We start from the raw sequence: 7,359 nt of genomic DNA, 5'->3' as shown, positions 1-7,359 counted from the left end.
GCTAGCAGGTATTGTAGGTAGTCAATGGTGTTTTTTGAGTTTCCCGCTTCATTTGTGTACAGTGACTTTTTATTTGTCGCTGTGCCAAATTAATGTCATTGAGGGTATGAACCTTAAATTGTCTAGCGTTAAGCTTAAAACCAGCAGAGAGAGCTTACAAGTTGTAAGCTAATCGGCATTTAAGTTGCATAAAAGCAGGGCTGAAGCCCTTACTACAAGCGAATCATTCTGGAAAAATGAATGACGATTAGCTTATCAACATAATTTATTGTAAGCCTAAAGTGGTAAGAGTTAACTTGATGACATGAATTTGTCTCAACATTATTTAATTTGTCACTGTACACATTTACGTCAATTCACTTATGTCTAATAGCATTGATTTCACAATAATTCCCTTACCTAATGCTATCAAATCAAAACTTGGACTTTCAGATGACGTAAATTTAGTCTCGTCCAGTTCAGGAACTTATTTAGATTTTGACCATGATTTGCAGTTAAATTTAGACAAAGTTTTTAGCATTCATAGTACAGTCCCATATATAAATGTAGCGCTTGATAAAATCATTATTGAAATATTTGGCAAGCCTGAAATTAGAATATCCGCACCAAAATATAAACTTTACAAAAATCATCAAGAAGTTGAACTCAGCTTTAAAGGATTACTAAATAACCAAGATATTGAATTATTTTTTGGCAAGCAAAACACATTAAAATATAAATTAAATGAAGATTTTATTTTTAGCAACCTAGATAGTAAACTTCCTATTATCAACGATTTAAAATTAAGCAACCCAGAGCTAATTATCACTGATATTGAATATTCTTTCATCCATTCAAAATTAGGTTCCATTAACTTAAGCAGAGGATTTAACTTTATTGGAAATATTGATTTCAATAATCTCGAGACAAATTTCAGCAGTTTTATTCATCGAAGCTTAGGAATTGGGTGCTTAGGAGCCATAATTAACTTTAATCCGGCAGGACAGGTTAGCTTAACAGGTAATATTGTAGGCGATATTCAGCTATTTTCCCAGCAACAATTTAAAGCTACTTTTAATAATTTGCTCATAGGGTTAAATATTGGGGCTGATTTAGAGCCAAACTTTGGATTAACTGGAAATTTGATTCTTCAAGGCTACGATCCCACCCAAGAAAAAGAACCTAAACTATTTCTCTCTGGTAGTCTCTCCCTCGAACCCGAATCTTTAACAGCATACTTTTGTCAACAAGGTGAAAAATCTTGGTGTAATCCCTATGGATTGGTAGGAACTGAACTCCGCAATATCAGGTTTCAAGGAGGCGGAACGTATTTACCTCCTTACTTCGATAACTTTGGCTTCATTGGTGATTTGAAATGGGAAAAAACAGACCTTGAGGTAGCTTTTATCATGGACACTAATGATCCTGAAAGATTAGCTTTAATTTTAAATCCGAAGCAAGCGATTAGCTTAATAGATTTGTGGCGGGGGCCAGTCGCTTCCTTTCTTAGCAAACAAGTAGGTTTTTCAACTGATTTAGTTAACAAAGCACTAGGGTTTTTAGAAAGCTTACTAAACTTAAACATCGAATCAATTGATGGGGATGGAGACGGAAAAATCAATCCTTTAATTAAGTATGTTCCTTTTCCGACAATAATTGCGGCTCAAGCGATATCAGAAGGTTTAGAAATTAATGGCAAACTTAATGCTTGGGGGCATGAGGCAATCTTAATCCTTCAAGGAGATAAAACTTTTAATAATATCTCTGGTTCATTAAAAGTTCTGGAAGTTGATTTAGGATTTCTGAAAATAAAGGGAACAGATGACGATAGTTTAGATTTATCTTTAAAGGTAACGCCTAGTGAGCAGTATCTTCAGGGAGATGGTTATCTAGAAATTCTTAATAACGAAATTGCGAATGTTGAATTTAAAATTACTCCTACCAATACTACCTTTAAAAATTTTTACCTGAGTTTAGGCAATCTGTTGAGTATTGATGTTGATGCCCTGAGTCTCGATATAAAATCTGGTAGCGGTAGTGGTTTAGGAACAATTTCAGTTTTTGGGAATACCCTAGCAGGTATTATGTTTGATGTTACTCAAAATAGTGTCAATCTGAGGAATGTTCGGCTGACTTTAGCAGGTTTCTTGACTTTTACTATTCCGAACCTCACAGTTAATTTGCAGAATCAAAGCGCAATAGGAACAGCAAATATTATTGCTTTTAATCAATCTTTGGGTAGCGGCACTTTATCATTTAACACTCAAAACGTTTCAATTAATAATGTAGCTCTTAATTTAGGTAATGTTATAAAGCTCAATGTTCCTAGTTTTAAACTTGATTTAACTAATAAAGAGGTCTTTGGTTTAGGCGATGTTACTCTCTTAGGTAAACAATTCACGGCGTTAGGTATCAGCCTGAACGAGAGCGGGTTTCAAGCTACAAGTAATTTCAATTTTGGCATTTTAGCTTTTAACGGCGCTACAGTCACTCTGAGTAAAGGAGCTAATGGTAATATCAATAATTCTGCCAGTATTGCAGGAAGCCTTAAGTTTTTAGGCTATACCTTTGCCAATATCACGGCTAGCGTTAATAGCAGCAAATTAATTGCATCCGGTAGTTTTAATTTTGGTGGTATTTTAATACTTAAAGGAGCAAATAATCGAAGGAATGCGACAATAACGCTTAACAGACCAAAAAACGGACTGTACAATTGGGTTAGTATTATGGGTAGCTTTTATGTGTTAGGTCAAGAGTTAACATCACTCACTATCCGGCATAACAATAATACTTTAAAAATTTTAGGTATGCACATTATCAGAAAGCCCAACCATTCAAAAGGAATACATAAGTAAGGTAAAAACGAGTTAAATTCAAGTTCTAGTTAGTCTTAATGGCACTAAACTAGGTTAGCACAATAAATTTTGCAAGCTCTAATATTTTCTAAGCTCTCTATGCATAAGATTAATATTGTAAATTAATTTCAGGAAGTCTACTACAAAAACACAAAATCGTAATAACTTATACAGACTTAGTATTTTACATAGATTTTTTAAGTTAATATTACAAGCATGGAAAAAGTATTAATTGATTTTTATACCAGCAATTCTCTGATTTTTATCGCTGATTATAAATTTTAATTTATTAATTTCAATAACTTCATAATTTTCTGTTATAAATATAGAGTAGATGCTAGCTATCATATCTGCCAAATCTAAATCGCAAATTGAAAAATGATTTAGGAACAGTTTTAACAATTAAACATAATCTTCTATCATTTACGTGCCATACACCAGTAAATTTATTACCCGTGACAAATTCGCTAGGTTTAGATAAAAGAAACGTTTGAATTCTAGTTTGCTCATAAGTCATATTATCTTTAAATTCAATAGAAATTTTTTCCCAATTTGTATTAAAACGCCATTTTCCAAAAAGTAAAATTTCTATTTCTGTATCAGATAGATTCATATTATTCATTAGCTTTCTCCCCGATTATTAAATAATGTACGATTCACTCATGGTAAAGTTTCATGACAAGTTTTAGCACGAGTGAAAAATAAATGCATCTGCCATACTAGCCAAGATCCAACTCGCCAAGCTGCCATTGACAGGGGGGTGGTAGATGAATATGAAGGTATGTCTAATATATTTTGGTCATAATGTAACCATTTAACTGGTAGATGTCCCATCGGTGTCGTCGGGGATAATTTAAAAGTTAGTTGGTCGTAATTTAACCAGTTTCCCTCTTTTCGCCAACCCAGGCGATCGCCAAGTCTTTTTTCTGTTTCATAATCTATTTGACCGCCTATTTCGTTCCAAATACTTTGCTGAACGCTAAAGCCAAAGTAACCATGACTGTATTGTTGCCAAAGTCGATCAATTTTATGAAAAGCTTGACATGAAAAGTTAAGAATATCTTGTTGATAAACTTCATTCCAATCATTCTTACCCATGACTTGTAACATTAATTTCGTTGTTTCAATATCAGCTTCTTGCCACTTGTACTGTGTCAGAAGGTTTTGCAATTTACTGTAATCAATATTCCAATTACTTTTAAATTCTGTGGTCAACTCAATATCATTATCATTATTAAGTTGTTCCACCAAGTCTGTTTTTTCAATAACAACTTGAGAATCAGAAGAAGCAATATCTGTTTCTTCTATCCCTAGCACTTTCTTTTGAGCAACCAGTTGAGTAGACATATAATTAGATATTAGGTAAATCGCTTGATTTAAAGTTATCTCATATTTACTTAAATCAAAGTTATGAACCTGCAAATCTAATAATTCTGACTGAAAAAAAGCATCTTGCAGTCTATCTTTTTTCTCATAACTTGCCACTAATAAATTGAGGATGTCATGAGATATCGTACTAGTATCTTGTATCGTTAATAAATTACCTTGAGAATTTAGAGTACTACTTGCTAAATTTTGAATTTCTCCTACAATTGCATAAAAATCTGCATCTACTTTTACTACATCATCTATTAAAGATTGAAACGGACTAAAGTAATCTTGTAGAGACTTTTCTAGATTAATTGCTGTTTCAGCTATTTTTGCTATTTCTTGACGAATTTTTGTAGCTCTGACTTGGTATTCATAAATTTCTTGATACACCTCTATATCTTTAAGTATTTTCTGAATAGCTCGCTTTTGATTTTTGGTATCTTCCGCTAAATTTTTAATTCCTTCGCTGAGTAGTTTTACTTTTTCTAAAATTAAAAAGTTAGTATTACTTAACAGCAAAATAGATTTTAAATTTTCTTCTTCTTCCCATTTTAGCTTGTCAATTATTTGAGAATTTTTATGATTTTTTATCTCTAGCTTATTTCTTTCTTGATTGACTTTTATAATTTCATAATATTTTTGGTTAAATAGATTTTTCCAGTCATCTATAAATTTTAATAAAAAATTTTGATAACTATTTTTATAATTTTCTAAAAAATCAAGAAGTTGAATATAATCTGTAATTAATAATTTAACCTCTACTAAAGTTTCTCCTTGACTAATTTCTTTTTTCCATTTGATTATTCCCCAAAAATAAGAATTATATTTAGTACCTTCTTTAATTAAACTTTGGCATTTTCTAATTTTTCTTTGAACTTCTTTTAGTTTTTGATTTTTTAAAGTAGGAAATTTATAATGTGTTTCATAAATCGTAATAGATTTATAAGTAACTAATTGTTTTTGCTTTCTAGTTAGCATCACTTATTTTGAAATATACAAATAGTTACTAAACTCTTACCCATTTCAATACCTCCGGGTTTTTGTTATAGCGGTAGGTTACACCATCCCTAGTAGTCACAGACTTTTCTTGACTAGCCTTGCTTCTGATGGTAGCAATAGAACAGTCTGTTAATGTCTGAAGCTCTTTATGAGAAAGTCCTACAAGTGTGGCGTTCGCTGCTGATTCTGGTTTTATTTTAAGTTCATTTTTAGGGTAAATATCTATCGTAATTTGCTCTTTTTCAACTGGTTTAATAATAATCCCTTTTTGCAATTGATAATCTTGTATAGAAACAAGTTGCCAACTATATTCTTGTGAAAGCTCTAATACCCATTGATGATAATTAAATAAGCTTTCTCTATGTCCAACACTGATAAAAGTTGTTTTCGTTGATTGTAACTGTTGATATAAATTACCTTCGTTATTTAAATCTAAAGCACTCGTTGCTTCATCTAAGATAGTGAAACTAGGATGTGTAATTAATAGCCGCGCAAAAGCGAGGCGTTGTTGTTCTCCTAAAGACAATATATTTTCCCAAGGAACTTCTGTATCAAAACCATCTACGCGGTTAAGTAAGTGTTGCAGGTTAACTTGTTGCAAAATGTGTTCAAGTTCGCGATCGCTCATTTTCCTGTCTGTGTGAGGATAGAGCAATTGTTCGCGCAAAGTCCCTAAAATGATATAAGGCCGTTGGGGTAAGAATAATACTTCTTTTAGGGGAGGACGCACTAGACGCCCAGTCCCCGCATTCCACAAACCAGCGATCGCTCTCAATAAAGAACTTTTACCTCTACCACTAGGGCCAACAATCAATAACCCTTCGCCTGGGGCAACAGCAAATGACAAATTTTCAACAATTACCTGTTCATAATTTGGCGTTTGTAAAGTGACATTCTCAAAAGCTAAACGTTCTTCTTCTAGAATTTGAATAGTATTGACGTTCTCTGGTTGTTTACTAGCAGCCTGTAGCGCATCTGAAAACTCTGCTAAACGCTTTACATAGCTAGAAAATCTTCCTGAAATTCCAAACTCAGATATTAGTTCTCCTAGAGCATTGGAAAACATAAAGCAAGCAAAACTAGCTTGGTTTATTTGTCCATAATCAATTTGATCTTGAAGAAATAAAGGTGTAAGAATAAACATCGAGAACACGCTAATGGCAGACTGATATGCTCTGCCAAAAGCGTCTTGTCCTCTCTCTAAATTCAACCGACGTTCAGCAGTTTTTAAAACATTATTAAAGCGGCGTTGAATTATATTAAATTCTTCATCTTCTCCCTGAAAAAAAGCGATTGATTCCGCGTGATTACGAACATGAGTTAAGCAATATGTAAAATCTGCTTTAAATGCAAGTTCTTCTTGGCTAACTTTATTTATTCCTTGATTCAAGTATACAGCTATTAAATTACCTATAATTGTATAAACAACCAAATAAATTGCAATTTGTGAAGAAACTATCCAGAGAATTATCAAAGAACTTCCCATTTCTAAAGATTTTTCTAGTAAAGAAGATGAGAATCTCAAGCCAATACTAGCAATGGGTTCTATTTCTTGGGATAAGCGTTGATCTGGATTGTCTATATCAGATTTAAAATTGATTTTATAATAAGCTTGATTGCTTAAATATTTTTCTAAAACATTAAGATTTAGCCATTTGTACCAGTCAAGAATTATTTTTTTTCTGACATATCTTAAAAGAGTCACTAACAAGATCATTCCTACAATGATGAGACTGGATAGCCATAAAGTGCTATTATATTTATCAAGGTCTCTCTGTTCGATAACGATATCAATTACATAGCGATTCCAGTAACTATTTGCAGCATTTGCACCGACAATTACGACTATTAATAATACTAAGGAAATGAGCATTCCCCATGAGCGAATCACATCTGAAAATGCTCTCCCTTCTGCTTTTGTTGGATACCAATAAGGCCCGGCAACTACTTTCACATCCTGCCACAACTGAATCAAGGCTGAAAAAGGATTTGTTGTATTTTGCTCACGCACAGATGGAGTTTGCATATTCTAAAAATGTAGCCGTTACTAATTACACTAGGAATTTTGAAATGACCTTTGAGAATTAAGTTAGACTCAAAGGTCATTTTTCCTTTTAGAGAATGTCTGAAAACTTTTATGGTGTTGTATTCGAGA

4 protein-coding genes are annotated in these 7,359 nt (G+C 32.7%); 1 reads left to right on the top strand and 3 read right to left on the bottom strand.

Annotation, left to right across the window (positions count from 1 at the left end; genetic code table 11):
- Window positions 1–362: 362 nt before the first annotated feature.
- Entirely contained in the window at window positions 363–2,834 is a 2,472-nt protein-coding gene (locus tag HWQ37_RS29275; protein WP_292753917.1) for a hypothetical protein, read from the top strand.
- A gap of 337 nt (window positions 2,835–3,171) precedes the next feature.
- Here HWQ37_RS29275 and HWQ37_RS29270 read toward each other — a convergent pair whose 3' ends face one another.
- The 3 genes from HWQ37_RS29270 to HWQ37_RS29260 are packed head-to-tail and all read right to left on the bottom strand — an operon-like array spanning window position 3,172 to window position 7,230.
- On the bottom strand, window positions 3,172–3,456 hold the full coding sequence (locus HWQ37_RS29270; RefSeq protein WP_292753916.1) for a hypothetical protein: 285 nt from the start codon (window positions 3,454–3,456) through the stop codon (window positions 3,172–3,174).
- A gap of 38 nt (window positions 3,457–3,494) precedes the next feature.
- Window positions 3,495–5,183: a GUN4 domain-containing protein gene (locus HWQ37_RS29265; protein WP_292753915.1), complete on the bottom strand. Its 1,689-nt coding sequence runs from the start codon at window positions 5,181–5,183 to the stop codon at window positions 3,495–3,497.
- Between the two features lie 28 nt (window positions 5,184–5,211).
- Entirely contained in the window at window positions 5,212–7,230 is a 2,019-nt protein-coding gene (locus HWQ37_RS29260; RefSeq protein ID WP_292753914.1) for an ABC transporter ATP-binding protein/permease, read from the bottom strand.
- Between the last annotated feature and the right edge of the window lie 129 nt (window positions 7,231–7,359).

It is taken from the genome of Nostoc sp. NMS4, from assembly GCF_017115095.1.
Classification (GTDB): domain Bacteria; phylum Cyanobacteriota; class Cyanobacteriia; order Cyanobacteriales; family Nostocaceae; genus Nostoc.
Note: the sequence above shows the minus strand (reverse complement) of the source record. Positions and strands in the feature narration are given on the sequence as shown.

Bases quoted from the DNA above. Each gene is read 5' to 3' on its own strand.
- HWQ37_RS29275 (WP_292753917.1), top strand. From the start codon at position 363: ATGTCTAATAGCATTGATTTCACAATAATTCCCTTACCTAATGCTATC.
- HWQ37_RS29270 (WP_292753916.1), bottom strand. From the start codon at position 3,456: ATGAATAATATGAATCTATCTGATACAGAAATAGAAATTTTACTTTTT.
- HWQ37_RS29265 (WP_292753915.1), bottom strand. From the start codon at position 5,183: ATGCTAACTAGAAAGCAAAAACAATTAGTTACTTATAAATCTATTACG.
- HWQ37_RS29260 (WP_292753914.1), bottom strand. From the start codon at position 7,230: ATGCAAACTCCATCTGTGCGTGAGCAAAATACAACAAATCCTTTTTCA.